The organism is Streptomyces sp. NPDC058086, from assembly GCF_042885015.1.
Classification (GTDB): domain Bacteria; phylum Actinomycetota; class Actinomycetes; order Streptomycetales; family Streptomycetaceae; genus Streptomyces.
In genome coordinates, this window is sequence record NZ_JBHVST010000010.1 from 44,862 (window position 1) to 70,847 (window position 25,986).

Consider the following 25,986-nt stretch of genomic DNA (forward strand, 5'->3'; position numbering starts at 1 on the left):
GGGGCTTCCGCCGTCGGGGGCCGGCCCCGGGCGCCCCCGCGACCCCCAGCTCCTGGCGGTCCTGTTCTTCACCGCGTACGCGACCCTGTCGGTCTGCCGCTGGCGGCATCTGGCGACCCGTTCCTGGGACCTCGGCATCTTCGAGCAGGCCGTCCGCGCCTACGCCCACCTACGCGCCCCCGTCGCCGATCTCAAGGGCCCGGGCAGCAACCTCCTCGGCGACCACTTCAGCCCGGTCACCGCCCTCCTCGCGCCCGCCTACCGCCTCTTCCCCACCCCCGTCACCCTCCTCGTCGCCCAGGCCGCGCTGCTGGCCCTGTCCGCGGTCCCGGTCACCCGTGCCGCCGCCCGGCTCCTCGGCCGCTCCCGGGGACTGGCGCTGGGCCTCGCGTACGGGCTGTCGTGGGGGATCCAGCGCACCGTCGACTTCGACTTCCACGAGATCTGCTTCGCCGTCCCGCTGATCGCCTTCGCCCTGGAAGCGGTCCTGGAGCGACGGTGGCGCGCGGCCCTCCTGTGGGCGTTCCCGCTGGTCCTCGTCAAGGAGGACCTCGGGCTCACCCTGGCCGCGATCGCCCTGGTCGTGGCCGTGCGGGCCCGTAGGGCCGCCCCGCGGACGGCCCTGTGGGCGCTCGGGGCCGGCGTCCTCGGAGTGCTGGCCGCGGTGCTCACCTTCACGGTGGTGATCCCTGCCTTCAACACCGCGGACACCTACAGCTACTGGAACAAGGCGGGCGGTGATCCCCTCGACGGCCTGGGCACCAAAATCCGCACCCTCGCCTGGCTGCTGATCCCCACCACCGGTCTGCTGGCCCTGCGCTCCCCGCTCCTCCTGGTCGCCCTGCCGACCCTGGGCTGGCGTTTCCTCTCCTCCGACCCGCACTACTGGGGTACGGACTGGCACTACAGCGCCGTCCTGATGCCGGTCCTCTCCCTCGCCCTCGCCGACGCGCTCGCCCGGGCCCGCTGGAGCCCGCGCCCATGGCTGCGCTCGTACGCGCTGCACCTGCCCACGGCCGTCGTCGCGGGCGCGCTCGCGCTGACGACCTCGCTCCCGCTGTCCGCGCTGGGCGAGCCCGCCGCGTATCGCAAGCCCGCGCGCGTGAGTGCCGTCGAACGGCTGCTGGCGCGTGTCCCGGACGGGGCGAGCGTCGAGGCGAACGTCGGCCCGAGCAGTCGGCTCGTCGCACGCTGCCGGGTCTTCTGGACGGGCGGCACCGGTGGCGTCACCCCGGACTTCATCGCCCTCGACGACTCCGACCACTCGATCCAGGACGTCCAGGCGTACGCCGGCCGACTGCACCCCCGTGCCGCGTACGACGTCGTGGGCGCCGCCTACGGCTACGTACTCCTGGAGCGGCGCGCTTGAGACACCGCGTACGGCCGCGGGCCCGGCCCAGGAGGTGATGTCCTCCTGGGCCGGGCCCGTCCCCCGTAACCCCCGTATACGGTGGCTTTGCGGCGGCTGCTGCTGCCGGCTAGTCGGTGGCGATGGCGTTCAGTACGTTCATCCGGCCCGCCCTGAACGCCGGGATCAGGGCGGCGAACAGGCCCACGAACGCCGAGCCGATGAAGACCCCGATGATGGTCGGCCAGGGGATCTCCAGGACCTTCAGGCCCTCCAGGGCGAGGAGCTTCTGGGCGGTGGCACCCCAGCCCATGCCCAGGCCGAGGCCGAGCAGCGCGCCGAAGAGGGCGATGACGACCGACTCCAGGCGGATCATGCGGCGCAGCTGGCGGCGGGACATCCCGATGGCGCGCATCAGGCCGATCTCGCGTGTCCGCTCCACCACCGACAGGGCGAGGGTGTTGATCACGCCGAGGACGGCGACGACGATCGCGAGGGCGAGCAGGCCGTAGACCATGTTCAGGAGCTGGCCGATCTGGTCCTTGAGTTCCTGCTTGTAGTCGCTCTGGTCGCGGACCTGGTACTGCGGGTACTGCTCCATGGACTTCTTCAGGGCCGCGTACGCCTGCTTCTCCTGGCCGTTCTTGGCGCTGGCGAACATGATCTGGTCCGGCGGGATCCGGTTGGCCGGGAGGTACTTCCGCATGGTCTCGGTGCTGACGTACCGCGCGCCCTTGTCGATGACCACGTCGTCGTCGGTGATCGCGGCGACCTTGAGCTTCGCCGTGCTGCCGCCCTTGAAGGCGACGGTCAGGGTGTCGCCGAGCTTGACGTGGTGTTTGGTGGCGAACTCCGAGCCGACGGACATGGAGTCCTTGGCGTAGGCGGCGGTCAGTTCACCGGCCGTCGTCTTGCGGTGCAGGTCCTGTGCGTAGGTGGGGTCGGCGGCCGTGACGCCGTCGCTGTCCGAGAAGCCGCCGGGGGTGACGATCTTGGCCTCGATGTCCCGGTAGTGCGTGACGTGTTCCAGGCCGGGCGTGGTCTCGATGGCCTTCGCCGCCTGCGGGACGATCCGCTGGTTGCCCTGGATGATGAAGTCGGTGCCGACCGACTTGTCGAGTTCGTCGGTCGCCGAGGCGACCATGGACGAGCCGACGACCGACAGGCAGGCGACCAGGGCGAGGCCGATCATCAGGGCCGCGCCGGTGGCTCCGGTGCGGCGCGGGTTGCGCAGCGCGTTGCGCTCCGCCATCCGTCCGACGGGGCCGAAGAAGCGCAGCAGCACCGCGCTGATCACCCGGACGACACCGCCCGCGAGCAGCGGGCCGATGATGACGAACCCGATCAGGGTCAGGACGACTCCCGCACCCAGCACCAGCGAACCGTCGCTCGCCTTGTCGGCATTGGCCGCCGTGAAGAGCGCGAAGGTTCCGGCGCCGGTGAGGACCAGGCCGATGATTCCGCGGACGAGACCGGCCTTGCCGTCCGCCGGTGTACCGGCGTCGCGCAGTGCGGCCATCGGGGAGACCTTGCCGGCCCGGCGGGCGGGCAGATAGGCGGCGAGGACGGTGACCACGACACCGAGCACGAGTCCGATGACCGGGGTCGTCGCCTTGACCGTCAGATCGCGGGTGGACAGGTCCATGCCCGCCGCCGACATGAGCTTCATCAGGCCGATCGCGAGGCCGACGCCCGCGCCGACGCCGAGGATCGAGCCGAAGACGCCGAGCAGGGTCGCCTCGACCAGGACGGACCGGTTGACCTGCTTGCGGGACGAGCCGATCGCCCGCATCAGGCCGATCTCGCGGGTGCGCTGGGCGACCAGCATGGAGAAGGTGTTGATGATCAGGAAGATGCCGACCAGGAAGGCGATCCCGGCGAAGCCGAGCATGGCGTACTTGATGACGTCCATGAAGGAGCCGACTCCGGAGCGGTTCTCGTCGGAGTACTCCTTCTGTGTCTGCACCTTGTACGCGCCGGCGCCGATCGAGGAGATGACGTTCTGCTTGAGCGTGTCGTCGGTGACGCCGGCGGTGGCGGAGAGGTTGATGTGGGTGAACCGGCCGGTGGTGCCGAGCAGTTCGCGCTGGGCGGTGGCGGTGTCGAAGTAGACGACGGCTGCGCCGGGGTTGGTCACCTTGAAGGTGGCGATGCCGACGATCCGGGCCTTGAAGTCACCGGTGACGGCGATGGTGCGCAGTTCGTCGCCGAGCCCCAGGTGGTGCTTGTCGGCGGTGTCGGCGTCGACCATCGTCTCGGTCGGCCCGCGCGGGGCGCGACCGGAGGTGATCTCCATCGAACGCAGGTCGTTGCGGGTCCAGTTGCCGGCGATCGTCGGGGCCCCGGTGCTCGACCCCATGTTCTTGTTGGCGCTGTTGACGACGGTCACGTTCATCGAACTGACCGCGCCCTCGGCGTACTTGACGCCCTCCGCCTTCTTGGCCCGCTCCAGGACCGAGGCGGGCAGCGAGTCGGGCCTGCCGTTCTGCGGGGTGCTGTCGCTCTTGGCCGCCTTCGGCGAGACGGTGACGTCGGAGGAGGTGGCGGCGAACAGCTTGTCGAACGTCGTGTTCATGGTGTCGGTGAACACCAGCGTGCCGCAGACGAAGGCCACGGACAGCAGCACCGCCACCGCCGACAGCGCCATCCGCCCCTTGTGCGCGAAGAAGTTGCGCATCGAGGTCTTCAGGACGGTCATGACGTACGCCCCCGCGCGTCGAAGTCCTTCATGCGGTCGAGGACCTGATCGGCCGTCGGCTGGTACATCTCGTCGACGATCCGGCCGTCGGCGAGGTACAGCACGCGGTCCGAGTACGAGGCCGCCACCGGGTCGTGCGTCACGATCACGATGGTCTGGCCGAGCTCGTCCACCGAGCGGCGCAGGAAGCCCAGCACCTCGGCGCCCGCCCGGGAGTCGAGGTTTCCGGTCGGCTCGTCCCCGAAGATGATCTCGGGCCGCGCGGCGAGCGCCCGCGCCACCGCGACGCGCTGCTGCTGGCCGCCGGAGAGCTGGCTGGGCCGGTGCTTGAGCCGGTCGGCGAGTCCGACGGTCTCCACGACCTGGTCGAGCCAGCCCTTGTTCGGCTTGCGGCCCGCGATGTCCATCGGCAGCGTGATGTTCTCTATCGCGTTCAGCGTCGGCAGCAGGTTGAACGCCTGGAAGATGAACCCGATCCGGTCCCGGCGCAGCTGCGTGAGCTTCTTGTCCTTGAGTCCGGTGATCTCGGTCTCGTCGAGGTAGATCTGGCCACTCGTCACGGTGTCGAGTCCGGCGAGGCAGTGCATCAGCGTGGACTTGCCGGACCCCGAGGGGCCCATGATCGCGGTGAACTGCCCCCGCGCGATGTCCACGTCGACCTGGTCCAGGGCGACGACCCGGGTCTCTCCGGACCCGTACGCCTTGACGACCTGCCGCGCCCGCGCGGCAACGGCCGTACGCCCTCCAGTGCCCCCGTGCCTGGGAATGGTCACAGCCGATGTCACGGTGTATCTCCTATGTCGGTCAGCGGACGAAGTGCTCTTCGCTACGTCGGTAAGTCTGGTGGCGGGGGGTGGTCCGGCGCGCTGGTGCCCAGCGCAGTCTTCTACGGGGGAAAACCCCACCCCCGTGGGTCCGGCCCACCGCCCTCAGCGGCATAAAGCCAGGTTAAGGACGGCCCCGCCCCGTCTCGTCCTCCGCCGGTACGAACGCCCCCCGAGCCCTAGTGGGGAGAGACCCCTAGGGGCAGTCCACCCTTCGGTGGAGTCGCTCTCGGGGTTGCCTCCACCCTCGGTCCCAGTCAGCGTCCACCCTCCCGCTACGTGAAGGTCAAGTGAGATGGTGGGGGACGGCGGATAGTTGCAGGGGGAACCGATCAGGGGAGGCGCTCCAGTGGGCCAGGGGGACACCGGAATACGGGCCGCGGCGACGAAGCGCCCATCGGCCTCGCGCAGCCGCAGGGGTGCCGTCGTCGCCGCCCTGATGCTCTCCATGGCGCTGGCCGCGCTCGACTCCACCATCGTCTCCACGGCCGTACCGCAGATCGTCGGCGACCTCGGCGGCTTCTCCGTCTTCTCCTGGCTGTTCTCGGGCTATCTGCTCGCGGTGACGGTCACCCTGCCGGTGTACGGGAAGCTCTCCGACACCTTCGGCCGCAAGCCGGTCCTCGTCGCGGGCGCCGCCGTCTTCCTCCTCGGCTCGCTGCTGTGCGCCACCGCCTGGAACATGGCCGCGCTCATCGCCTTCCGGATCGTGCAGGGTCTGGGCGGCGGCGCGTTGCAGGGCACGGTGCAGACGCTCGCCGCGGACCTCTACCCGCTCAAGGAGCGCCCCAAGATCCAGGCCAAGCTGTCCACGGTGTGGGCGACCTCGGCGATCGCGGGCCCCTCCCTCGGCGGGGTTCTCGCCGCGTACGCCGACTGGCGCTGGATCTTCCTCATCAACCTGCCGATCGGCGCGCTGGCGCTGTGGCTGATCGTCCGCCATCTGCACGAGCCGGTAAGGGAGTCCTCCGGCCGCCGCCCCCGGATCGACTGGGCGGGCGCGCTGGCCGTCTTCGCCTGCGGCGGTGTGCTGCTCACCGCGCTGGTGCAGGGCGGGGTCGCCTGGGACTGGCTGTCGGCCCCGTCGCTCGCCCTGTTCGGTACGGGACTCGCGCTGATCGGTGCCGTGGTCGTGATCGAACGCCGGGCGGCCGAGCCGATCATCCCCGGGTGGGTGTGGCGGCGCCGCACGATCGCGGCTGTCAACCTGGCGCTCGGCGCACTGGGGTTGCTCATGGTCGCCCCCACGGTGTTCCTGCCCACGTACGCGCAGGCGGTCCTCGGCCTCGCACCCGTCGCCGCCGGATTCGTGCTCTCCGTGTGGACGTTGAGCTGGCCGGTGTCGGCGGCGTTCAGCCAGCACGTCTACGGGCGGATCGGCTTCCGCAACACCGCGATGCTCGGCATCGCCGCCGCGACCCTGATCCTGCTCGCCTTCCCCTTCCTGCCCTATCCCGGCGAGCCCTGGCAGCCGGCCCTGCTGATGCTCCTGCTGGGCGGCGCCCTGGGCCTCTTCCAACTCCCCCTGATCATCGGCGTCCAGTCGACGGTCGGCTGGGAGGAACGCGGCACGACGACAGCGTCGGTCCTCTTCTGCCGCCAGACCGGCCAGACCGTCGGCGCGACCCTGTTCGGCGCGATCGCCAACGGGGTGCTGGCCGCGCGGCTCGGCGGCGCCGGGGACCTGGACGCGGTGACGCGGGCGCTGGACTCGGGCGCGCCCGCCGAACATGTGCGCCACGCGGTCGCCGACGCGGTCCACGCCGTCTACCTGGGCGCGGCAGGCGCCGCCGCACTCGCCTTCCTGGTCCTGCTGTTCGTGGCACCGCGGCGTTTTCCGGTCATCAAGAATCCCGGGGACTGACGAGACTCAAGCCGAGGGCTGGGTGAACCGTTGATGAACGCCCGGTGTAAACACGGGTAACACCCCGGGTCACCGAAGTAAGCGCATACCGACCGCTCAGTTTGGTGAAAGCCTCACGCATACCGGCTACCTGCGAGTAGCGTGCGTCCTTCGCCCACCCCCCAACTCCCTGCGGTCCGCACCGGGCCCGAGCCACGCAAGGAGATCACGGGATGCAAGACGCGTTCTCGTCCCCCGAGCACCACAGGCGGCACCAGCCGCCGTACGACCCGCTCTACCCACCGCCGCACCCGTCCCCGTACCCGTCCCCCCACCGCACGCCCCCCTCGCACCTCACCTATCCCTGGCAACCGCAGCCCCAGCCACCCGAGCCCGAGAGAACGCGACAACCGCGTCACCACGCACTCGGCAGGCACAGCGACATCCGCGTCCTGCGCGGCGCCTACCGCTGGCAACGGCGGGTCGCGACGCTCACCGCGCTCGGCTACTTCACCCTCTTCCTCCTCCTGTCGGCGTTCGCGCCGGGGCTGATGTCGAGCGAGGTGTCCGGCGGACTGCCGACCGGACTGCTGCTCGGCCTGCTCCAGGTGCCGGTGACCTGCCTGGCGATCGGGCTGTACGAGTACACGGCGCGCCGGCGCGTCGACCCGATCGCGGACCGGATCCGCCGGCAGACCCAGCTGGACGCGAAGCGGGAGGCGACCCGATGAGCCAGGTACCCGAGGTGACCGCCCTGACGAGCATGGTCGGGTTCAGCAGTTCCGCACGGGCCATGTCACTCGTGGCGTTCACGGCCGTCGCCACGATCACACTGCTGCTGTGCGTGATGACCGGCCCTGACCGCGACGACCTCGACGAGTTCTACACGGGCTACGGCTCCCTGTCGCCGATGCGCAACGGCCTCGCCATCGCCGGGGACTACATCTCCGCCGCGACCGTCCTCGGCACCGGCGGCGTCATCGCCCTCGCCGGGTACGACGGTGTCGTCCTCGCCCTCAGCACCGCCCTGTCGCTGATGCTGCTGATGTTCCTGCTGGCCGAACCGCTGCGCAACGCGGGCCGGTTCACCATGGGCGACGCGCTCGCACGACGGATGCCGGGGCGCGCGGTACGCATCACGGCGTGCGCCGCGACCCTCGTCGCCCTGCTGCCGCTGATGCTGGTCCAACTCGCCGGCGCGGGCGATCTGCTGGCCTTCATCCTCGGATTCTCCAGCGACTCCCTCAAGACCGGCTGCATCATCGGCCTCGGCACGCTGATGATCAGCTACGCGGCGATCGGCGGCATGAAGGGCACCGCCCTCATCCAGATCCTGAAGATCGTGATGCTGCTCGGCTCCGGCACCGTGGTCGCCGCCCTCATCCTGCAGCGCTTCGGCTGGGACCCCGGGGCCCTGTTCGACACCGCCGCCCGCAACAGCGGCGTCGGGACCGCCTTCCTCCACTCCGGCCTGCAGTTCGCGGGCGGGCCCAGCCCCCGTATCGACATGATCAGTTCGGAGCTGACCGTGGTCCTCGGCGGCGCCTGCCTGCCGCACATCACCATGCGCATGTACACCGCGGGCAGCGCCCGTCAGGTCCGCCGCTCGATGTCCTGGGCGGTGCCCTGCGTGGCCGTCTTCGTGCTGGTCATCACGGTCGTCGGGTTCGGGGCCACGGCGCTGATCGGACGGTCCGTGATCGCGGCCGCCGACCCGCAGGGCAACACGGCGTACCTGCTGGGATCCAGGGCCGCGTTCGGACCGGACGTGTCGACAGCCGAGACCCTCCTCTTCACGACCGTGACGACGGCGATCTTCCTCACGCTCCTCGCCTCGGTCGCCGGGATGATCCTCGCCTGCGCCAACTCCCTCGCCCACGACGTGTTCGCCGGGCGGATCCGGGAGCTGTCCCCGCGCCGCGAGATGACCCTCGCCCGGGTCTCCGCGCTCGCGGTCGGCGCGCCGGCGATCCTGCTCGCCACCCTCGTCCAGCACCGCAGCCTGCAACCCCTGGTCACGCTGTCGTTCTGCCTGGGTGCCTCGGCCATAGCGCCCGCGCTGGTCTACGGCCTCTTCTGGCGCCGCTACACCCGCACGGGCCTCCTGTGCACCCTCATCGGCGGAACGCTGACCGTCCTGATCCTCATGACCGGCACCAACCTGGTCTCCGGCTCCCCCACTTCGGCCTTCCCCGAGGCCGACTTCAACTGGTTCCCGTTCACCACCACCGGCCTCGTGTCCATTCCCCTGGGCTTCGCCTACGGGTGGCTGGGGACGGTGATCTCCGGGCGCCGCAAGGCGGAGGAACAGCGCAGACAGTACGAGGCGGTGGAGGGGTGGATCCTGGCGGGGGCGGTACGGAGAACGCCGTAAGGGTCAGCGCCCCGCAAGGGGCGCGAGGCGTTGACATTTTGCGGCTCCGCCGCGTGGGCGCGACCAGCCACACCCCGCCCGCAGCGTAAGAACAACCCACACCTCGCCCACCCACTACTCCACCGGTGCCCGCCCAGTCAGCGTCATGAGAGCCGTACGCACCTGATCCATCTGCGCCCGTACGTCGTCCCACCGCTCCCCGTGCTCACGCAGCACCCGCTCCGTCTCCCGAACGATCCGCTCCTCACGAACACGAGCCTCGGCCAACACCTCAGCGGCCCGCGCCGTCGCATCCTCCTGCCCGTGCCGAGCGAATTCCCGGGCCTCGGCCAAGGCACGCTCGGCCTCGACCAGCGCGGCCTCGGCGCGCACCTCCCGCTTCACGTGGTGCGCGTCGAGCGCGGCCGCCCGCTCCACCGCCGCACGCTCCGCCTCCTCCCAGCGCTCGGCGTGCTCCTTCTCCTGCCCGTCGAGGAAGCCTTCGGTGCGCTGCCGCACCTCGCGCAGCGCCGCCAGCGCCTCCCCCCGGCCCTCCTTGACCGCGCGGCGGGCCGCGATCCGCATCTCGTCGGCCTCGGCGCGGGCGGCGAGGAGGCCGTGCCGGGCACGCTCCTCGGCCTCGCCGTGCAGCTCGTCGGCGTACGCCTGCGCCGCCTCACGCACCCGGCGCCCCTCCGCCTCGGCGTCCTCGACGGCCAGCCGGGCCGCGCTCCGCGCGTTCTCGCGCACCGCCGCGGCCTCCTCCTCGCCGAGCTCGCGAATCCGGCAGGCACGCTCGCCGAGCGTCTCGTACGTCTGCGGGGTCAGCCGTGCCACGACCTCCCGGAGCCGCTCCACCTCCGTGTCCATCTCCTTGGCCAGGACGGTCAGCCGGGCGGCCCGTTCCCAGGCGGTGTCGCGGCCCCCCGAGAGCGCAGCGAAGTACGCGTCGACCTGCTCGGGACGGTAACCGCGCCCCCGTACGGCCACGAAGCCGTGCGGCGACACCGATGCGCTGCTCATCTCTGGACCCCTCTCCACTGTGCGACGTACAACACGATTTGGCGCATATCTTGGTGGATCAGGCGTAAGTGTTCATAACGCGACACTCCGCGCATTCGTAGCGGTCAGCTGCGTAAAAAATGGGTTGGACCCGGTCATACGACCGGGTCCAACCCCTTCAGCTCCCTGACGGACACTCAGCGGCGCATCACAGCAAGCCGTCCCACATCTGCTCCAACAGCACCGACCACCAGCTCTCCGGCGAGCCGAGCGCCGCCGGGTCGAGCGAGGCGAGCTGCGCCTGGAAGTCGACGGTCCAGCGGCCCGCCTGCTCCTGGTTGAGCCCGAACCGCAGCCGCCACATCCGGCCGAGCAGCGCCAGACAGCGCGCGAACTCGGGCAGCCCCGTGTTCACGAACTGCGGCGGCACCGAGGAACCGCCCGGACCCGCCTCCACCGGCACGGCCACGATGTTCGCGGTGCCGTACTGGACACAGATCGCCTTGCCGAAGTCACTGCCCATGACGAGGTACGAGCCCGCGTCCGCGGCCGGCTGCACCCCACGCTCCTGCGCCAGCTCGGCGAGCGTCGGCACCGGACGGCCCGGCTGCGCCTGCGCCCAGAAGAACGGGCCCATGTCGACCGGCAGTCCGGCCACCACCAGAGTGTGCGCCACGATGTTCGGCACACCCTGACGCGACACCGCGGCCTGGTCGAACCGGAACAGACCCGGCCCGAACGCCGCCGCCAGCTCCTGCCCGATCGCCTCCGGCGGAACCGGCGGCGCGGGCTGCACCGGCGGAATCGGCGTACGCACCGGCGCCGGACGCGCGGGACCGTCCGCCACCTGGTGCAACTCGCCCTGGTGCGCGAGGAGCTGGTGCATGCCCTGCTGACGGCTCGCGTGATCCGTGCCGTACGGCGCGATGCTGGTGATCCGCGCCTGCGGCCAGCTCTCCCGGATCATCCGCGCGCAGTACGCGCCCGGCAGCTCGCACGACTCCAACTCCGTGTGCAGCTCCAGCACTTGCTGCGGCGGCACGTTCATCGCGCGCAGCTCGTGCAGGATCTGCCACTCGGGGTGCGGGGTCCCCGGCGCGGAGCGCCGGATCAACTGCTGCTCGGAACCGTCCTGCGCGCGGTAGCGCAGTACGGCCTGATACCCCGGCCCGACGGTCGGCTGACCGGCCTGCGGGTAGCCGTACGCCGGAGGCTGCTGCCCCGGGGGCGGCATCGGCTGACCGGGCATGGGCTGTCCGGGCATCGGCTGACCGGGCACGGCTTGTCCCGGCATCGGCTGACCGGGCATCGGCTGACCGGGCATGGCTTGTCCCGGCATCGGCTGACCGGGCATCGGCTGACCGGGCATGGCTTGTCCCGGCATCGGCTGACCGGGCATCGGCTGACCGGGCATGGCTTGTCCCGGCATCGGCTGCGGCGCGCCCGGGAGCATGCCGGGGGCCTGCGGGGGCGGCGGTACACCGGGACCGGCGACCGGGGGGCCGACCGGAGGACCGGCCAGCACGGTGGCGGCGTGGTGGACACCGCCCGGGGGCGGGGTGCCCGGAGGCTGCGGAGCACCAGGCGCACCAGGCGCGGCAGGCACACCGGGCGCACCGGGCGCACCCGGAGGCTGGGGCGCGCCGGGAGCGCCCGCGGGCGGACCCGCCAGCATGGTCGCGGCGTGATGGACACCCCCGGGAGGCGTACCACCCGGAGGCTGCGGAGCGCCGGGCGCGGCAGGCGCACCAGGAACTCCGGGCCCGTTCGGGCCGAGCTGCGAGACGAGTTGCGTCGGTACGTACCCGCCCGCCGGGGTGCCCGGAGCACCGGGCCCGGACGACGGCGGCGGGGGCGGAGGGGCGCTCCCCGGCCGCGCACCCGGTACGCCCGGGGCGCTCGGCGGAGGCGGCGCGCTCACACCCCCACCCCGCGCGCCCCTCGGCGGCGCCTGTGCCTTGCTGGTCGCGGCGTCGGCGATGTCACCGGCGTTCGGCGGCAGCGGCCGCGGCGGCGCGACGGGGGCCTGCCCCTGCGGATACCCGTACCCGGGCGCACCGGGCGGGGGCGTGCCCTGCGGACCGCCCGGAGGCGGAGGGGGAGGAGGAGGCGTCCCGGGAGCACCGCCGGGCCCCTGCGGGTAGCCGTACGCGGCCGACGGTCCGGAAGGAGGCGTGCCCTGCGGAACACCAGGAACCTGCACACCCGGAGCACCAGCAGCCGGCACACCCGGAGGCGGCGTGCCCGGCATGCCCGGTGCACCCGGGCCGGCCTGCGGGTAGCCGTACGACGGCGGGGCCGCGGGGGTGTCGACCGCGGGCGCCTGCGCCGTGCGCGGGAGTTGGCTGCCGCCGGACATCAGAGCCGTCTTGGCGTCCGGGGTCACACCGGGCGGCGTACCCGGACCCGCCTTGTCGTCGACGTCGGCCAGCGGCGGCGCGAACACGGTCGCCGGCAGCGGCACGGAACGGTCCTCGCCCCCGTCCCCGGCGGTGTCCGTCCCCGCCCACGGAGTCGCCGAAGCCGGCACGCCCGGCGCCCCCACGGCGTCCCGCGGACCCGCGTCCCGCTCGTCACCGGCCGCGGCGGCGGGCCACGGCGGCGCGTCCGAAGGAGAAGAAGAGGGGGAAGAAGGGGAAGAAGGGGCAGGGGGAGAAGAGGGGGAAGACGTCGTCGAACCACCGGCCGCGGAAGCCCCGTTGGCATGGGAGCCCGCGCCGGGGCCCGCACCGTTCGCACCGCCGGACGTCGCACCCGCCCGCCGATCCGCAATGCCCAGCTTGTCCGCCGCCTCCTGCAACCACTCCGGAGGGCTCAACAAGAACGACGTCTGGTTCAGATCGACCCGGGCCGGAGGCGCCGGAGCCGCTTCCGGGGCCGCCTGCGGCACCCCGTACTCCTCCTCGTACCGGCGGATCACCTCACCGACCGGCAGTCCGGGCCAGAGCGTCGCCTCCCCGCTGTCCCGCGCGATGACGAGCCGCTGCGCGCCGCCGTCGGAACGCGGACCGTCGACGCGGTCCTCGGCCCACACCACGAACCCGAGTTCGAACTCCCGCACCCGCACCTCACGGTGCTGGTACCCGGGCACCTCGCCGTTGATCCACTCTTCCGCGCGCTCCTGCGCCTGCGCGAAGGTCACCATCGGACGTTCACTCCCCCAGGGAAGAGACGGGAACGGCGCGCGCGAAGCCACCGTCCACCATCAGGTTCGCCACCGTCGCCAACTCCGGCGGATTGCCCGCGAGCCGGGACAGGAACTGGTCGAAGTCGGCGCCGCAGGGCAGCAACAGCCGCTGCACGCGCTCGGCCGGCGGCCAGGCGTCCTGGTCGCGGGCATCGTCGTACGCGCAGAACCAGACCGACCCGATCGCGTCACCCTTCACCTTGACGGCGAGCAGGCCGCCCTGCACGAATCCGACGCACAGAAAATCCTTGGTCAGATGGTCGCGCAGGCACTTGTTGATGTAGACGAGGTCGTTCACGGCGGCTTCCTCGCGCACCGTGAAGAACGGCTGGTCCACCAGCAGACCCAGCTCCGCGTCGAGCACGGCACCGACCGGCGCGCACCCGCCCGCGGCCTTCAGGAAGGACCGATAGGCACCCGGCAGCCGATAGCCGAGATCCTCCTCGACCCCGAGCACCTGCTGCTCGCTCACCGCGACCGACGACTTCGGCAGCCCGAAGTGCGCGGGCCGCGTGTCCTGCAACGGCCGCGTCCCCCGCTTGCCGTGATCGACGGCCGTCGTCGCGATACCGCCGTGATGCCGCAACAGCGCCTTGACCTCCACGGGGACGAGCTCCAGGCGCCGCGTGCCCCGCACGTGGTGCCAGGTCCAGCCATGCGGAGTGGCCACGGGCGCAATCGTGTCCCACAGGTCGTGCCCCGAGGCGGCGAGCGCGGCGTTCGCCGACACGTAGTCCGTCAACCGCAGTTCGTCCACGCCGAAACCCTCCGGGGGTTCGGCGATCTCCGCGGCGGCACGCGCGTACGGCGAGAAGTCGGGATAGCCGTGCGCGTCGACCCGTACACCTCTGGGGTGGCGAGTGGCCCGGACCGGATCCGGGAAATGCACGACCTGCCCGGCGTAGGCCGCGTTCGGCGGCGCGGCTTGCTGCCCGAGCCGACCTGTCGTCATGGCGGTTGCCCCCTGCGGCGTTCTCAATAGCTGTATGGATCGCGGATATCGACAGCCTATGCGGTCGGAAGACACCGGTCACCGGGCCTCCAGTTCCGTGACCTGCCGTCACCCCGCCGTGACGGTATGACGAAGCCCGGGCGTGTCGCGCGCCCCAGCTTCCGCACCCGCCACGCCATTTGGCAGTCTGTAGCCGCATCGGGGGATGCACGGGAGGGAAGAACGATCATGAACGCGACACATACGGGCACGTCCGGGGACCCCCGGGTCGGCTGGAGCAGTGCCGAAGCAGCCCACGCACCCACCCTCCTGCACCGCCGCGACGGCATACTTCCCACCGTCGCCGCCGCCCTCTCCGTGCGCGGAGCCACCCTCACCGGCACCGCCGCCCGCGGCGACCAGCCGCCCGCCCTTCACCCGCTGGTCCAGGACTTCCTCGACACCCTCACCAGCGCGCAACGCGACCGCTTCACCGGCCGCTGCGCCGAAGCGATCCTCATCTCCCGGCACATCACCACCATCGACGCCACCCGCAGCAAACGCGCCGCCCGCAAGCCGATGACCAACGGCGAGGCACGCAAGGCCCTCAGACAGGCCAAACTCACCGCACGCAGCATCCGCGAGGACGGCGACCCGCTGCACGGCAGCTTCGCCGCACCCTGCCGCGCCTGCACGGCGCTCAGCGACCACTTCGGCGTCCGCGTCGTCGACCCGACCGCGACGACCGGCGGCTCCTGAGCCCCCCATCCCCACACCCGTACGTACGACGGCGCCCCCGCCAGCGCGCCGATGTCCCGACCCTCGACGAACGAAGGGCAGATGCACGCCGACCGCTCCTCCTCCCCCAAGCTCTCGGCTCCGCTCGAGCAGGGGGGACCCCCAACACGCTTCTCCGTACCCGTGGACGCCGCGCTGCGCTCCGCGGGCTGGCAGCCCGGACGCTGGGACATAAAGCAGGCCGAGTACTGGGCCGACGCACTGCGGGGACACGAGTCGTCCGCGGGGCACCGGCACGCCGTGTTCCCCGCGGCGGTGGAGGCATGGGCGGAATTCGGCGGACTGCGCGTGAAGCCCTCCGGACCCGGCCGCCAGCTCGCCCCCACCGCGCTCCACTTCGACCCCCTGCACGGCCTCCACATGGCCCGCACCCTCGGCGACCTCGGCCGCGCCCTGGACACCGAGGTCTGCCCTCTCGGCGAGGAGTCCGACTCCCGCGCCCTGCTCGCCATCGACTCCGAGGGCCGCGTCTACGCACTCGACCACACCGGCGACTGGTACCTGGGCCCCGAGATCGACACCGCCCTCACCACCCTCCTGTCAGGCATCGCCCCGGTCCGCCTGACAGTCGCCTGACCGCCACGGGAAGGGTTCTTCCGCCGCGGGCCGGTGGGGGCTTGGCGCGCAGTTCCCCGCGCCCCTGGGGGCGAGGCTGCGCCCCGGCCCCCAGCATCGGGCTGAACGGCCTCGCCCGCAGACGCCGGATGAGCTGGAGGCCTTCAGGGGCGCGGGGCTGTGTACATATGCGGCTCCGCCGCGGGGCGCGACCAGCCCCCACCCACCCGCAGCCGACGACCGCGCACCCCGGACGGCCTACGCCGGGATCACCGCCGACACCCGGAACCCACCCGAATCCGTCGGCCCGGACACGAACACTCCCCCCAGCGCGGCAACCCGTTCCTTCATCCCCACCAGGCCGTTACCACCACTGGGCAGATGCATGGCCGACGCCGACCCCGGCTCCGGCGGACACTCGTTCTCGACCTGCATCGCTATCTCCGCGTCCCGATGAGCGAGCCGGACATGCGTCTTCGCCCCCGCCGCATGCTTGTGCACATTGGTCAGAGCCTCCTGAACCACCCGGTACGCCGTCTGCTCGATCTCCGCCGCGTACCCCCGGGTGTCACCCTCCACCGAGAGATCCACCACCATCCCCGCAGCCGCCGACTGCCCGACCAACTCGTCCAGCTCGGCAAGACTCGGCCCCTCGGTCCCGTCATCGACCGCCCGCGAGGCCGCCGCCGCAGCTGCCACCCCCACGGCCGCCAACGGCACCGCCCGCACCCGCACGGACGACAACCCGTCCCCCGTACGCAGCACACCCAACATCTCGCGCAACTCCGTCAACGCCTGCCGCCCCATGTCCCCCACCAGCGCGGCGTTCTTCACGGCCTTCTCGGGATCCTTCCGCGCCACGGCCTGCAGCGCCGCCGCGTGCACCACCATCAACGACACCCGGTGCGCCACCACGTCGTGCATCTCACGCGCGATCCGCGTCCGCTCCTCGTTGCGCGCCCACTCCGCCCGCTCCTCCGCCCGCTCGGCGAGCAGCTGCAACTCCCGCTCCAACGAGTCCGCCCGCTCCCGCAAGCTCTCCATCAGCCGCCGCCGCGCCCCCACGTAAAGCCCGAGCAGGACGGGCGGCGCGGTCATCCCGATCGCGGTCGTGATGGAGACGAACGGAACGAACCAGTCCCCCATCGTCACGTCCCCACGCACCATGCCCTGGTGCGCCCGTACGAACGTGACGATCAGCATCCCCGCGAAGGACATCCCCGCGAGCGCCCCGATGATCCGGCGCGGCAGCTCGGACGCGGCGAGCGTGTACAGCCCGACGAGTCCCATCAGGAACCCCATCTGGGCGGGCGTGATGGCGATCGACACCAGCACGACCGCGATCGGCCAGCGGCGGCGCAACAACAGCACGGAGCCGGCGACCAGCCCGAAACCCACACCCACCGCAACCGGCAGGCCCGCGTCCCGCGCGAACGGAATCCCCTCGATCGCGCACTCCACCGCCGACGCCGACGCGAGGCTCGCGTCCAACACGGCACTACGCCATCTGACCCACCACCACGGCCCGGTACCGGCCGCGGTGTGCTCTTCCCCCGTCGTGGTCATGCGTCCAGCCTACGTTCGCACCCCGCCCCATTTCCGGTGACTTTCACCTCCTGGCCTACACCACTCTCCGCAATCGAACAGAAGCGAAACCCACCGGTATCCCTCGAACTGCTGATTCCCTCACCGTTCGCCCCCGGAAGATCACATTCCGCCCGGACGGTATGCCCATGGCACATCCACAGAACAAGTACGCGGATTTCGAGAGCCTGCGCGACCGAGCGATCGCGCTGCGCCGGGCGGGACTCAGCCGTCGCCAGATCCGCGACCGCCTCCACGTCGACAACAACGACATCCTCAACCGCCTCCTGGAGGGCGAGCCGCCCCCGGAGTGGACCAAGCGCCCGAACGCGAAGGACGACCTCCGCGACAAGGCCCGCGAGCTACGGCTCCAGGGCTGGACGTACGACCAGATCCAGGTGGAGCTGGGCTGCTCGAAGGGCTCCATCTCGCTGTGGGTACGGGATCTCCCGAAGCCGGAGCGACGGGATCCGTCGGAGCAGGCGAAGCTGGCGTCGCGGAAGCGGTGGGAACACGAGCTGGCGGTACGGGACGAGGAACGGCAGAAGACAAAGGCGGCCGCGGCCGCGGAGATCGGCACCTTGTCCGACCGCGAGCTGTTCCTGGTGGGCGTCGGCATGTACTGGGCCGAGGGCAGCAAGGACAAGCCGTACGACCGTCGCGAGAACGTCACCTTCGTCAACAGCGACCCGGGAATGATCGAGACTTTCCTCCGATGGCTCGACCTACTCGGAGTTGAGCGCGATCGCGTGCGCTACTGCGTCATGATCCACGAATCCGCCGACGTAGCGGGTGCCGAGCAGTATTGGGCCAACCTCGTCGGCGCCGACCGCTCCGCCTTCAACAAGACGACGATCAAGAAGCACAACCCCAAGACCGTCCGCAAAAACGTGGGCGCCTCCTACCGTGGCTGCCTGACCATCAAAGTTCGCCAGAGCGCTGACTTGTACCGTCGCATCGAGGGCTGGTGGTACGGCATAGTGTTGTCCGCACGCGAAGCCGATGAGCCGAATCGGACATAGCGCGCGAACTATCCCGGGTCGTCTAATGGCAGGACAAATGGTTTTGGTCCATTGAATGAGGGTTCGATTCCTTCCCCGGGAGCCCCCATCGAGCGGGCCCTGACAGCTCTGTCAGGGCCCGCTCTCATGTCACTGCTGATACGCCCCGGTATCCTGCGGATGTCCACACCCCAGCCATCCGAAGCCGAAGGGCATATCCGTGAGCGTCAATCCTCCGGCAGCCGTCGTCGTTCTCGCAGCGGGTGAGGGCACCCGTATGAAGTCGGCCACACCCAAGGTCCTGCACGAACTGTGCGGCCGCTCCCTGGTCGGCCATGTGCTCGCGGCCGCACGCGCGTTGGAGCCCGAGAACCTGGTCGTCGTGGTGGGTCACGCCCGCGAGAAGGTCACCGCGCACCTCGCCGAGATCGACACCGGCGTACGGACGGCCGTACAGGCCGAACAGAACGGCACCGGCCACGCCGTACGGATGGGCCTGGAGGAACTGGGCGGCGTCGTCGACGGCACCGTCGTCGTGGTCTGCGGCGACACCCCACTGCTCAGCGGCGAGACCCTGCGGCAGCTCGCCGCCACCCACACCGCCGACGGCAACGCCGTCACCGTGCTCACCGCCGAGGTCCCCGACGCCACCGGCTACGGCCGCATCGTGCGGGACGGCGCCAGCGGCGCGGTCACCGCGATCGTCGAGCACAAGGACGCGAACGAGTCGCAGCGCGCGATCCGTGAGATCAACTCCGGGGTCTTCGCCTTCGACGGGCAGCTCCTCGCGGACGCGCTCGGGAAGGTGCGGACGGACAACAGCCAGGGCGAGGAGTACCTGACCGACGTCCTCGGGATCCTGCGCGAGGCCGGGCACCGGGTCGGGGCGGCCGTCGCCGGCGACCACCGCGAGATCGCCGGTATCAACAACCGCGTCCAGCTCGCCGAGGCCCGCCGCATCCTCAACGACCGGCTGCTCACCGAGGCCATGCTCGCCGGAGTGACCGTCGTCGACCCCGCCTCGACCTGGATCGACGTGACCGTCACCTTCGAGCAGGACGCGATCGTCCACCCGGGCACCCAGCTCCAGGGCGCCACGCACCTCGCCGAGGGCGCCGAGGTCGGCCCCAACTCCCGCCTCAAGGACACCACGGTGGGCGCGGGGGCCCGCGTCGACAACACCGTCGCCAACGGCGCCGAGGTCGGGCCGCAGGCGTCCGTGGGCCCGTTCGCGTATCTCCGTCCGGGCACGCGCCTCGGCCTGAAGGCCAAGATCGGCACGTACGTGGAGACGAAGAACGCCACGATCGGCGAGGGCACCAAGATCCCGCACCTGTCCTACGTGGGCGACGCGACGATCGGCGAGTACTCGAACATCGGTGCGGCGAGCGTCTTCGTGAACTACGACGGACAGGAGAAGCACCACACCACCGTGGGCTCCCACTGCCGTACCGGTTCGGACAACATGTTTGTGGCTCCTGTCACGGTCGGGGACGGCGCGTACACCGCGGCGGGCTCCGTGATCACCAAGGACGTACCACCCGGTTCGCTGGCCGTGGCCCGTGGCCAGCAGCGGAATATCGAGGGTTGGGTGGCCCGCAAGCGTCCCGGAAGCGCGGCCGCGAAGGCGGCGGAGACGGCCTCCCGGGAGCCGGAGGGCGAAGCCTGACCGGAAACAGGTGCGCCTGACACGGCGTACCGTGATAAATGCACACTCGCATAAATGCACACCCGCACCCCCAGCTGAGAAGGCTTCTCGCGCTCCAGTTGAGAAGAGTCCTCATGCCCCAGCTGAGACACCTCTGAGGAGACAGTGCTGTGACCGGGTTCAAGACGACCGGCGAGAAGAAGATGATGTTCTTCTCCGGCCGCGCCCACCCCGAGCTTGCCCAGGAGGTCGCCCATAAGCTGGGTGTCGGGGTTGTCCCGACGAAGGCCTTCGACTTCGCCAACGGTGAGATCTACGTCCGCTACCAGGAGTCCGCGCGCGGCGCCGACTGCTTCCTGATGCAGAGCCACACGGCTCCCATCAACAAGTGGATCATGGAGCAGTTGATCATGATCGACGCTCTGAAGCGGGCCTCCGCGCGGAGCATCACCGTGATCGTGCCCTTCTACGGTTACGCGCGGCAGGACAAGAAGCACCGTGGACGTGAACCGATCTCGGCGCGTCTGATCGCCGACCTGATGAAGACGGCGGGCGCCGACCGGATCCTCACGGTCGACCTGCACACCGACCAGATCCAGGGCTTCTTCGACGGTCCGGTCGACCACCTCTTCGCGCTGCCGATCCTGGCGGACTACGTGGGGGCGAAGGTCGACAAGTCGAAGCTCACCGTCGTCTCCCCGGACGCCGGCCGGGTGCGCGTCGCCGACCGTTGGTGCGACCGCCTGGACGCCCCGCTGGCGATCGTGCACAAGCGCCGCGACAAGGACGTCGCCAACCAGGTCACCGTCCACGAGGTCGTCGGTGACGTGAAGGGCCGGGTCTGTGTCCTCGTCGACGACATGATCGACACCGGTGGCACGATCTGCGCCGCCGCCGACGCCCTCTTCGCGCACGGCGCGGAGGACGTCATCGTCACGGCCACGCACGGTGTGCTCTCCGGCCCGGCGGCCGACCGTCTGAAGAACTCCAAGGTCAGCGAGTTCGTCTTCACGGACACCCTGCCGACCCCGGGCGAGCTGGAGCTCGACAAGATCACGGTCCTGTCGATCGCGCCGACGATCGCCAACGCGGTCCGTGAGGTCTTCGAGGACGGCTCGGTGACGAGCCTGTTCGAGGAGCAGTAAAGATCCTTTTGGGTGTGGCCTCCCTGCCGAGTAGACTGCTCAAGTTGCTCGGCGAGGGAGGCCGCACTTTTTTGTGCGGCGGTCCGTTATCGACGCGCTCTTCGTAGCAGGCCGATTGTTTGGCCGGGTGACCCCCTTCCCCAGATCTACGAGGAGTGCACATGTCCGAGATCAAGCTCGCCGCCGAGACCCGTACCGAGTTCGGCAAGGGCGCCGCCCGCCGCATCCGCCGTGACAGCAAGGTTCCCGCCGTGGTCTACGGCCACGGTGCCGAGCCCGTCCACATCACGCTGCCGGGCCACGAGCTGCAGCTCGCCCTGCGTACGCCGAACGTTCTGCTCACCCTGGACATCGAGGGTCGGATCGAGCTGGCGATCCCGAAGGCCGTGCAGCGCGACGCCATCAAGGGCTTCCTCGAGCACGTCGACCTGCTCACCGTGAAGCGCGGCGAGAAGGTCACCGTCGAGGTCTTCGTGCAGACCGAGGGCGAGCTCGCCCCGGGCAGCTTCCTGCTCGAGCACGTGCTGAACACCCTCACGGTCGAGGCCGAGGCCACCCACATCCCGGAGTCGGTCACCGTCTCCATCGCGGGCCTGGAGGCCGGTGCCTCCATCCACGCCAAGGACATCCCGCTGCCCAAGGGCACCACGCTGGCGATCGACGAGGACGCGGTCGTCCTGCAGGTCCTGTCCGCCCAGGCGGAGGAGCCCACCGAGGGCGAGGCCGCGGGCACCGAGGCCGCCGAAGCCTGATCGGCCTGATTCCCCCGGAATCTTCATCTGTGTCGGCCGCCGCTCCCTTCCGGAGCGGCGGCTGCCGCGTATCAAGGACACATGGGAGACACCGACGTGACGACCGATGCGGGCGCCCCCTGGCTGATCGTGGGCCTCGGCAACCCCGGCCCCGAGTACGCCATGAACCGGCACAACGTGGGCTTCATGGTCGCCGACCTGCTGGCGGAGCGGATCGGCGGCAGGTTCAAGCGGGCCGGCAAGGCACAGGCGCAGGTGATCGAGGGGCGCATCGGCCCGCCGGGCCCGGCGAACCGCCGGGTGATCCTGGCCAAGCCGATGTCGTACATGAACCTGTCCGGCGGCCCGGTGACCGCGCTGCGGGACTTCTACAAGGTGCCGACGGCGAACATCGTCGCGATCCATGACGAGCTGGACATCGACTACGGCGTCCTGCGCCTGAAGCTCGGCGGTGGCGACAACGGCCACAACGGGCTGAAGTCGATGACGAAGGCGATGGGCTCCGACTACCACCGGGTGCGGTTCGGCATCGGGCGTCCTCCGGGGCGGATGCAGGTCGCCGACTTCGTCCTGAAGGACTTCTCCTCGGCGGAGCGCAAGGAACTCGACTACCTCGTGGACCGGGCCTCGGACGCCGTGGAGTGCCTCGTCATCGAGGGGCTGGAGCGGGCGCAGGGCACGTACAACTCCTGAGCGGTTCTCCGGGGCGGTGCCCCGGTTGATCTTCGGGGCGGTCGATGTACGCGTACAACTGCCGACTTGTCGCCCGCCGGAACCGACCGGAGTTGACCGGGCGCGCAGCCATGGCCAAGGATCGCCGCCATGCCTGCCGTCGCCGCACATCGAGGCTCCCGTCGGAGCGCACATCCGGCGCTGCGGTTCGGGCGGCTCGCGGCGATGGGCACGGTCGCGGCGCTGATCCTGATCGCCGGCGTCTGGGGTTCCTGGGGCACGGCCCAGCACGTGATGCTGAGCAAGGGCCGGGAGCAGGGGACGATGACCGTGGCCGAGTGCTCCGGCGATGTCTGTACGGGGACGTACGCCCCGACCTCGACGGGGTCCAGGGCGCGGGCACGCGTCACCATCGACGAGGCGGTCGCGGTGCGCAAGGGCCGGACGTACACGGTGACCGTGAAGCCCGGGAGCAGTGATGTCGTCCGTAGCGGTCCGGCGGGCGTTCTCTACGCCTGGGTCCCGCTGGGTGGCGCTCTGTTGCTCGCCTCGGTGGTGGTGGCGGGTGGCCTGCGGCTGCGGCGGGCGGCGTGGGTGCTGGCGGGGGCGGGGATCGCGCAGCTGACGGCCACGTTCCTGGTTCTGTGACCTGTTCTTGAAGTGACCTGTTCTTGAAGTGAGCTGTTCTTGAAGTGAGCTGTTCTTGAAGTGAGCTGTTCTTGAAGTGCCGGGTGCCGGAAATGAGGGGTGCCCCGCGTTCGTACGAACGCGGGGCACCCTTTTGCGTGAGTCCCGCAGGCGTCAGCCGGTGTTGCGCAGTCCGGCCGCCACTCCGTTGACCGTCAGGAGCAGTGCGCGCGAGAGCAGCGGGTCCGGCTCGGCGCCGGCCGCGGCCTCGTCGCGCTGGCGCTTGAGGAGCGCGACCTGGAGGTAGGAGATCGGGTCCAGGTAGGCGTCGCGGATGGAGAAGGTCTGCTGGAGGACCGGGTTGGTGTCCAGGAGCTTCTTGCCGCCGGTGACGCGCAGTACCTCGCGGACGGTCAGCTCGTGTTCGGCCTCGATGGTGGCGAAGACGTGCTTGAGTTCGTCGGGGACGAGGGTGTCGACGTAGTGGCGGGCGATGCGCAGGTCGGTCTTCGCGAGGGTCATCTCGACGTTGGAGAGGAAGTTCTGGAAGAAGTGCCACTGCTCGTGCATCTCGTCGAGCACGGTGTCCAGGCCCGATTCGCGCAGGGCCTTGAGGCCGGAGCCGACGCCGAACCAGCCGGGCACGATCTGCCGTGACTGGGTCCAGCCGAAGACCCACGGGATGGCGCGCAGTCCGTCGAGCGAGACGCCCGAGCCGGGACGGCGGGAGGGCCGCGAGCCCAGGTGCAGGTCGGCGAGCTGGTCGACCGGAGTGGAGGCGAGGAAGTACGTCGGCAGGTCGGGGTCCTCGACGAGCCGCCGGTAGGCGGAGTGGGCGGCGTCGGAGACGACGTCCATCGCCGCGTCCCAGCGGGCCAGCGCCTCGTCGGACTGACGGGGCGCGGTGTGCAGGGCGGACGCCTGGAGGGTGGCGGCGACCGTCAGTTCGAGGTTCTCGCGGGCGAGCGAGGGGACCAGGTACTTGTCGGAGATGACCTCGCCCTGCTCGGTCACCTTGATCTCGCCCTCCAGCGTGCCCCAGGGCTGCGCGAGGATCGCGTCGTGCGAGGGGCCGCCGCCGCGGCCGACGGTGCCGCCACGGCCGTGGAAGAGACGCAGGCGTACGCCGTAGCGGTGGGCGACGTCGCGCAGTCGGCGCTGGGCGCGGTGGATCTCCCACTGGGAGGTCGTGATGCCGCCGAACTTCGAGGAGTCGGAGTAGCCGAGCATGACCTCCTGGACGTCCCCGCGCAGCGCCACGAGGCGGCGGTAGGAGGGGTCGGAGAGCATGTCCTCCAGGATCGTGTCGGCGGCCTTCAGCTCGTCCGTCGTCTCCAGGAGCGGGACGATGCCGATCTTGGCCCAGCCGGCGTGCAGGTCGAGCAGGCCCGCTTCCCGCGCGAGTACGGCCGCGGCGAACACGTCGTCGGCGCCCTGGCACATCGAGATGATGTACGACTCGATGACCTCGGGTCCGAAGATCTCCAGGGCCTTCTTGACGGTTCCGAAGACGCCGAGGGTCTTTTCGCCGGCGGCGTCGAGGGGCGCGGGGGTGGGGGCGAGCGGGCGACGGGAGCGGAGTTCCTTGGCGAGGAGCTTGGCGCGGTAGTCGCGGGGCATGTCGACGTAGCGCCAGGATTCCTCGCCGAGGCGGTCGAACAGCTGGCCGAGGGCGTGGTGGTGGGCGTCGGCGTGCTCGCGTACGTCCATGGTGGCGAGCTGGAGGCCGAAGGCGGCCAGGGTGCGGATGGTGCGGTTCATCCGGCCGTCGGCGAACAGCGCGCCGCGGTGCTCACGCAGCGAGGTCTGGATGAGGGTGAGGTCGCGCAGGAGTTCGCCGGTGCCGAGGTAGTCGCGGCCGTCCTCGTGCGGGGTGCCCTTGGCGAGGCGCTGCTTGGTGTTCTCCAGCTTCTGCCGGATGCAGGTGGCCTTGAGCCGGTAGGGCTCCTCGGCGTTGAGGCGCTTGTAGCGGGGGCTGATCTCGGGGAGCCGCTCCAGGTCGGTCCGGAGGGATTCGAGGAGCTCCTCGGTGGCGCCGGTGTAGCGGATGGAGTTGGAGAGGAAGCCGCGGAGTTCGTCGATGACGTCCAGGGCGTCGTTGATGCCGTGTTCGTGCTGGAGGATCAGGACGTCCCAGGTGACGGCGGGGGTGACGTTCGGGTTGCCGTCGCGGTCGCCGCCGATCCAGGTGCCGAAGGTGAGCGGCCGGGTGTCGTCCGGGAGCTGCACGCCGACGCGCTCCAGCTCCGCGGTCAGATCCTCCAGGACGTCGCCGACCGCGCCCGCGTGCAGCTCGTCGAGGTAGTAGATGGCGTTGCGGGCCTCGTCCGCGGGCTCCGGGCGGACTACGCGCAGTTCGTCCGTCTGCCACACCAGGTCGATGTTCTCGGCCAGCCGGGTGTCGTAGCGGCGGCGGTCGGCCTCGATGACGGGGGTCTCGAGGAGCGCGGCGATACGGCGCAGCTTGTTGAGGACCGAACGGCGGGCGGCTTCCGTCGGGTGGGCGGTGAAGACCGGGCGAACGTTCAGGTTCTTGACGGTCTGCTTCAGGTGTTCGGGGTCGGCGTCCTTGAGCCGGTCCGCCGTTCGGGCGAGGAGTCCGCCCTCGGCGGCCCGCTTGGCGCGCAGCTCGCGGCCGCGGTGCACCTGCTCGGTGACATTCGCCAGATGGAAGTACGTGGAGAAGGCGCGGACCAGCTTGGCCGCGGTCTCCAGCTCGGTGCCGCGCAGCAGCTCGGCGGCTGCCTCGCCGTCCTCGCGGGTCAGTCGGCGGACCTTCTCGACCAGTTCCAGGAGCTCGGGGCCCTCCTGACGGACGAGGGTCTCACCGAGCAGGTCGCCCAGGCGGCGGATGTCGGCGCGCAGCTCGCTGCTGGTCGTCGTGGTCTGGTCGTCGGCACTGCTCACAGGTGCGGCTCCTTGCAGTGTGGAAGCTCGGCTGAAGAGTGTGGAAGCTCGTCTGAAGCTCGTCAGGGAGGGAACCCGGATGGCGGCCGCGCGGCGGGGTGCCGCTTAGGG

Annotated in this window: 19 protein-coding genes and 1 tRNA gene; 13 read left to right on the forward strand and 7 right to left on the reverse strand. The window is 70.6% G+C overall.

Annotated elements, in window-relative coordinates; all coding sequences use genetic code 11:
* Positions 1–52 precede the first annotated feature (52 nt).
* Positions 53–1,369 carry a DUF2079 domain-containing protein gene (locus ACFVWD_RS10395; RefSeq protein ID WP_389595160.1) on the forward strand — a complete coding sequence of 439 codons (1,317 nt, stop codon included), beginning with the start codon at positions 53–55 and terminating at the stop codon, positions 1,367–1,369.
* A gap of 109 nt (positions 1,370–1,478) precedes the next feature.
* Here ACFVWD_RS10395 and ACFVWD_RS10400 read toward each other — a convergent pair whose 3' ends face one another.
* Complete coding sequence (locus ACFVWD_RS10400) at positions 1,479–4,046, reverse strand: ABC transporter permease (RefSeq protein ID WP_389594996.1); 2,568 nt, start codon at positions 4,044–4,046, stop codon at positions 1,479–1,481.
* Positions 4,043–4,831, reverse strand: a complete 789-nt coding sequence (locus ACFVWD_RS10405) for an ABC transporter ATP-binding protein (RefSeq protein WP_067376193.1) — start codon at positions 4,829–4,831, stop codon at positions 4,043–4,045. Before ACFVWD_RS10405 ends, ACFVWD_RS10400 begins: the two co-directional genes overlap by 4 nt.
* 388 nt (positions 4,832–5,219) lie before the next feature.
* Between ACFVWD_RS10405 and ACFVWD_RS10410 the strand changes: the two genes are divergently transcribed.
* The 3 genes from ACFVWD_RS10410 (at position 5,220) to ACFVWD_RS10420 (ending at position 9,087) form a co-directional block, all read left to right on the forward strand.
* Positions 5,220–6,734, forward strand: a complete 1,515-nt coding sequence (locus ACFVWD_RS10410; protein WP_389594998.1) for an MFS transporter — start codon at positions 5,220–5,222, stop codon at positions 6,732–6,734.
* 212 nt (positions 6,735–6,946) lie between these two features.
* On the forward strand, positions 6,947–7,444 hold the full coding sequence (locus ACFVWD_RS10415) for a DUF485 domain-containing protein (RefSeq protein WP_389595000.1): 498 nt from the start codon (positions 6,947–6,949) through the stop codon (positions 7,442–7,444).
* A 32-nt stretch (positions 7,445–7,476) separates the two neighbouring features.
* Positions 7,477–9,087 (forward strand): cation acetate symporter, encoded by a 1,611-nt coding sequence (locus ACFVWD_RS10420; RefSeq protein ID WP_389595162.1) that lies wholly within the window; start codon positions 7,477–7,479, stop codon positions 9,085–9,087.
* 114 nt (positions 9,088–9,201) lie between these two features.
* Here the strand turns inward: ACFVWD_RS10420 and ACFVWD_RS10425 are convergent, their stop codons facing one another.
* The 3 genes from ACFVWD_RS10425 to ACFVWD_RS10435 form a co-directional block, all read right to left on the reverse strand.
* Complete coding sequence (locus ACFVWD_RS10425; protein ID WP_389595002.1) at positions 9,202–10,089, reverse strand: cellulose-binding protein; 888 nt, start codon at positions 10,087–10,089, stop codon at positions 9,202–9,204.
* Between the two features lie 187 nt (positions 10,090–10,276).
* On the reverse strand, positions 10,277–13,213 hold the full coding sequence (locus ACFVWD_RS10430) for an SUKH-4 family immunity protein (RefSeq protein WP_389595003.1): 2,937 nt from the start codon (positions 13,211–13,213) through the stop codon (positions 10,277–10,279).
* A 7-nt stretch (positions 13,214–13,220) separates the two neighbouring features.
* Positions 13,221–14,207: an SMI1/KNR4 family protein gene (locus tag ACFVWD_RS10435; protein ID WP_389595005.1), complete on the reverse strand. Its 987-nt coding sequence runs from the start codon at positions 14,205–14,207 to the stop codon at positions 13,221–13,223.
* A 228-nt stretch (positions 14,208–14,435) separates the two neighbouring features.
* Here ACFVWD_RS10435 and ACFVWD_RS10440 point away from each other — a divergent pair, with 228 nt between their 5' ends.
* Together ACFVWD_RS10440 and ACFVWD_RS10445 are read left to right on the forward strand one after the other, a co-directional pair.
* Entirely contained in the window at positions 14,436–14,945 is a 510-nt protein-coding gene (locus ACFVWD_RS10440) for a YwqJ-related putative deaminase (protein ID WP_389595006.1), read from the forward strand.
* Between the two features lie 81 nt (positions 14,946–15,026).
* Complete coding sequence (locus tag ACFVWD_RS10445) at positions 15,027–15,560, forward strand: SUKH-3 domain-containing protein (RefSeq protein WP_389595008.1); 534 nt, start codon at positions 15,027–15,029, stop codon at positions 15,558–15,560.
* Between the two features lie 237 nt (positions 15,561–15,797).
* On the opposite strand, the gene ACFVWD_RS10450 is transcribed toward ACFVWD_RS10445, so the two are convergent.
* The gene (locus ACFVWD_RS10450; protein WP_389595010.1) at positions 15,798–17,105 is read right to left on the reverse strand and encodes a sensor histidine kinase; all 1,308 of its coding nucleotides are present in this window, start codon (positions 17,103–17,105) and stop codon (positions 15,798–15,800) included.
* Between the two features lie 167 nt (positions 17,106–17,272).
* On the opposite strand from ACFVWD_RS10450, the gene ACFVWD_RS10455 reads away from it, so the two are divergent.
* The 7 genes from ACFVWD_RS10455 (at position 17,273) to ACFVWD_RS10485 (ending at position 22,989) form a co-directional block, all read left to right on the forward strand.
* A complete protein-coding gene (locus ACFVWD_RS10455) occupies positions 17,273–18,145 on the forward strand; it encodes a hypothetical protein (protein WP_389595012.1) in 873 nt (290 codons plus the stop codon).
* A gap of 11 nt (positions 18,146–18,156) precedes the next feature.
* Positions 18,157–18,227 (forward strand) — tRNA-Gln (locus ACFVWD_RS10460).
* A gap of 117 nt (positions 18,228–18,344) precedes the next feature.
* Positions 18,345–19,793, forward strand: a complete 1,449-nt coding sequence (gene glmU, locus ACFVWD_RS10465) for a bifunctional UDP-N-acetylglucosamine diphosphorylase/glucosamine-1-phosphate N-acetyltransferase GlmU (protein WP_389595013.1) — start codon at positions 18,345–18,347, stop codon at positions 19,791–19,793.
* A 149-nt stretch (positions 19,794–19,942) separates the two neighbouring features.
* On the forward strand, positions 19,943–20,917 hold the full coding sequence (locus ACFVWD_RS10470; protein WP_389595014.1) for a ribose-phosphate diphosphokinase: 975 nt from the start codon (positions 19,943–19,945) through the stop codon (positions 20,915–20,917).
* Between the two features lie 161 nt (positions 20,918–21,078).
* Positions 21,079–21,669, forward strand: coding sequence for a 50S ribosomal protein L25/general stress protein Ctc (locus ACFVWD_RS10475; RefSeq protein WP_358733416.1), 591 nt, complete (start codon positions 21,079–21,081; stop codon positions 21,667–21,669).
* Positions 21,670–21,750: 81 nt separating this feature from the next.
* The gene (pth, locus tag ACFVWD_RS10480) at positions 21,751–22,362 is read left to right on the forward strand and encodes an aminoacyl-tRNA hydrolase (protein ID WP_168492438.1); all 612 of its coding nucleotides are present in this window, start codon (positions 21,751–21,753) and stop codon (positions 22,360–22,362) included.
* Between the two features lie 129 nt (positions 22,363–22,491).
* Positions 22,492–22,989 (forward strand): hypothetical protein, encoded by a 498-nt coding sequence (locus tag ACFVWD_RS10485; RefSeq protein WP_389595016.1) that lies wholly within the window; start codon positions 22,492–22,494, stop codon positions 22,987–22,989.
* A 153-nt stretch (positions 22,990–23,142) separates the two neighbouring features.
* Here the strand turns inward: ACFVWD_RS10485 and ppc are convergent, their stop codons facing one another.
* Positions 23,143–25,875: a phosphoenolpyruvate carboxylase gene (ppc, locus tag ACFVWD_RS10490; protein WP_389595018.1), complete on the reverse strand. Its 2,733-nt coding sequence runs from the start codon at positions 25,873–25,875 to the stop codon at positions 23,143–23,145.
* Between the last annotated feature and the right edge of the window lie 111 nt (positions 25,876–25,986).